The following is a 2,966-nucleotide window of genomic DNA, read 5'->3' as shown; positions in this document are numbered from 1 at the left end:
CGCGGGTCTTCCTGGGTCCAGTCGTCTAGCTCGCGCGAAAGGCCTTCAACCTTATCCCGATAAGCATCATAGAACTGCCCCTGCTCATCATCTCGCGCTGCTCCATCACGACCAAGATAAGCTGCATGGGCGGTAAGCTTCGCACTACCCGCGCGATGAGCCGAGAAGGATACCTTGATCACCACGCGCTGGCGTCTGTCCGAGCTAAACCCACCTCGAGCACCACCAACGCCACCACCCCGAAACGAAACACCTGCACCAAGCCTTGCCCCACCAATGGCCTTGCTCAAGCGGGCACCCAAGGCCCCAGACCGCGCATCTCCGCGACGCCCAACAGCAAGGCGGATGTTCAACTCCTCAGATCCGCGCTCTGCCATGCTTGGGCTCCTGAATGACCATGCGTTGTCACGCCATGTGACACACAAGGAAGTTGTGACTTGCCACCAACAACTTCCATAAAACATAGCACATACAGGCCCTTGAGCAAGTGAAAACTTGCTCTTTATCTTGCTGTATTTAAATATTCGTGCTTATATTGGTTGTAAATTCAAATGGATATAAGCTATGACAAAGCACTATACTACAATACAATCTGTGTGTCGAAGTTTCTATCTGCAATTTCTACATGGCGACAACTCGGGATGGGACAGGATTTACATCTGGTTGCTTAAATTCAGTGTCGGATTGCTGGTTTGGTTTGAGCTCCAGACACTTTTTGCAGTTTGGCTGGCCGGGATCCCCAATGAAACACTAGGACCTGTTTGGCTGAACCTTTTCGGGCTGGAGCTTCGCGCGCCCTGGGCGGCTAACGCCCTTTTCTTCCGCCTGCATAGTGAAAGCTTTGCGATGATCGTCGTGCTGCGCGTCTGCGGGGTCATTCTGTTGGCACCAGCATTATGGCTCGCTCTGTTTCTGGCAGGACCACTGCCTAACTGGCCCAAGAAGCGAGACCATTATGCCTATGTGGTGGGCATTTGCTCGATCAGGGCCGGTCATCAGGGGTCATTGTGGGCCATGCGAAGGGCATACCTTGGCAGAAGATGCCAACGTTTGTCCGGCTTGATCCATCTGCGGATATTCTCGTGGTGGGGTCGGGTCCTGTGGCCAATGGGGTGTTCCAGGCAGCGCTCAAAAGCTTTGAAGGAGCGATCCTGCGGTTTGGTAGCAGCAAGCTCGCGGGTGACGTGATCGATGATCGCGATATCTGGCATATTGCCCAAGGCGCGTCGGCGAACTTTCCCCTCGATCCTTTGCCTCAGGTTCGGGCGGGTGTTTTGGCTTGGGGGGATGTGTGGGCGATGCTCTCCCCTTGTGGTTTCAATGAGCGTCAAGGTGTCTTGGCAACAGCCCTACTTGTGCGAGGCCTAGAGACAGCCCCTCCTGTGGACCGGACTTTCTTCGGGGTGATGAGCAATCTGGCGAGCCCCGATCAACTTTATGCGCAACTATCTGGCTGGCTTGCAGGGACGAAGATCTTAAAGCCCGGCGCGCGGGATCAGTTGGCTGCCTTGCTCGGCCATTGGGCGCAAGCGCAACAACAAGTGGCTGAAGATTTAGAGCTCATCCCCAGGCGCCTTTGGGCCACACAACGGGGGTGGAGATATCATCTGAGTTCGGCACGGCTGCCCTGTCTGGCTGACATCTTTGAGTGCGGGCCACGTGTCCTCTCCTTTGAGATCAGGCCTAAGGACCCGAATGACGCAATAGATCCTGATAGCCTGCCCCTCATGCATGCGATCCTGCGTCTGCGTGCCTTGATGGCCGACGTATCAACTTCGGGGACGCGCCCTGTCCTAATCGCCATTGAGGGCGATATGCCAGATCAGTTGGCTTTGATGATCAAGGCAGGCCACGCCGATCTGAAGCGGCGCGGGGTGTCGTTCCTCGTTCAGGGGCGGTCAACAGTTGCAATACGCAGGGCCTTTGACCTCAAATACAGGGAAACGCCGAGCGTATTCTTTGGAACGGTCGTCATGACCAAAAAAGAGATATCAACCTCCACCGACGTAATCGATCGAAGCTATATCTCGTCTGAAGCAGTGAAGAGTGTTCGTCCCGACGAGATCATTATCGTGCAGGCACACCGCCGACCCGTGCGCCTGCATCCTGCTGACCCCAGCATGCTAGCAAGGCTTCCCTTTACCGCGACTGAGCTAGCCCAAAGGCCGGAGCCTTGGAGCGAGGCTGCCGTCGCCTATCCCCCTGGCGCAAGTCTGCCAAAGCAGGTCGCGGTCAACATCCCTAAGAGTGGGGCCAGGTCGCGAAAGAAGGGTTTGCCCGTCTATGCGCAGGAGGCGGCTTCCCCTGTTGCACCAAAGCCGAAGTCGCTGGTGACTAAGGATGATCTTACATCTGGGACTGCCCGCCTAAAGCGCGCCTTGGCGAAGCGTGCCAATGGCACCTCGCCCTCCCAACCCCGTTTGATCTGAGGGCCCACCCATGACCACACGCAAGCAACTCACCCTCCATCTCGATGACACCTCTGCCCGCGCACTCGACCACGAGGCCAAGCTGCGCGGTCTCACCCTGTCACGCGCCGCCAACGATGCCCTCAAGCGCGTCCTGATCCATGACCGCGCCGACGCCATCGCCGATACAATCAAGGCCCGCCTTGATCGGTTGGATCAGCGAGTTCTGGCGCGGGGTCGGGACATGGCCATCCTTCGCGAAACCCTCCTCGCGTTCGTCCGAGTATGGTTCACCTATGCAGGACCTCTCGAGCGCGAGGATGACGACGATCAGGCCGAGGCGCTGTTTGATGCGTTTCTTGATGAGGTCGCGCGAGGGGTGCGGGCGTGAGGCGCAGACGGCGGTGACTTTGGGTCCGCTTTGCGCCACGGGTTGCCGTTTAGGGCGGGTTAGCGGTTTGCCTGAAGGCAGCCATTTAAGTGACCCAACGATGGGTAGCAGTGCACCTTGATTTGAAATACTTCAAACTTCTGGCTGGATTTTAAGGGGCTGGGTCA

Annotated in this window: 2 protein-coding genes and 1 pseudogene; 2 read left to right on the top strand and 1 reads right to left on the bottom strand. The window is 57.1% G+C overall.

From position 1 onward, the window contains the following. Positions 1-377, bottom strand: a pseudogene (locus ACOVRA_RS10050) (hypothetical protein); the annotation flags it as partial. A gap of 663 nt (positions 378-1,040) precedes the next feature. On the opposite strand from ACOVRA_RS10050, the gene ACOVRA_RS10045 reads away from it, so the two are divergent. Next, positions 1,041-2,429 carry a hypothetical protein gene (locus ACOVRA_RS10045; protein ID WP_421720179.1) on the top strand — a complete coding sequence of 463 codons (1,389 nt, stop codon included), beginning with the start codon at positions 1,041-1,043 and terminating at the stop codon, positions 2,427-2,429. Between the two features lie 10 nt (positions 2,430-2,439). Further along, positions 2,440-2,799, top strand: coding sequence for a hypothetical protein (locus ACOVRA_RS10040; RefSeq protein ID WP_421720178.1), 360 nt, complete (start codon positions 2,440-2,442; stop codon positions 2,797-2,799). Positions 2,800-2,966: the final 167 nt, after the last annotated feature.

This window comes from Aquidulcibacter sp. (assembly GCF_049239865.1).
Lineage (GTDB): Bacteria > Pseudomonadota > Alphaproteobacteria > Caulobacterales > Aquidulcibacteraceae > Aquidulcibacter.
This window is presented reverse-complemented; position numbering and strand designations above follow the sequence as displayed.

Bases quoted from the DNA above. Each gene is read 5' to 3' on its own strand.
- ACOVRA_RS10045 (WP_421720179.1), top strand. From the start codon at position 1,041: ATGCCAACGTTTGTCCGGCTTGATCCATCTGCGGATATTCTCGTGGTG.
- ACOVRA_RS10040 (WP_421720178.1), top strand. From the start codon at position 2,440: ATGACCACACGCAAGCAACTCACCCTCCATCTCGATGACACCTCTGCC.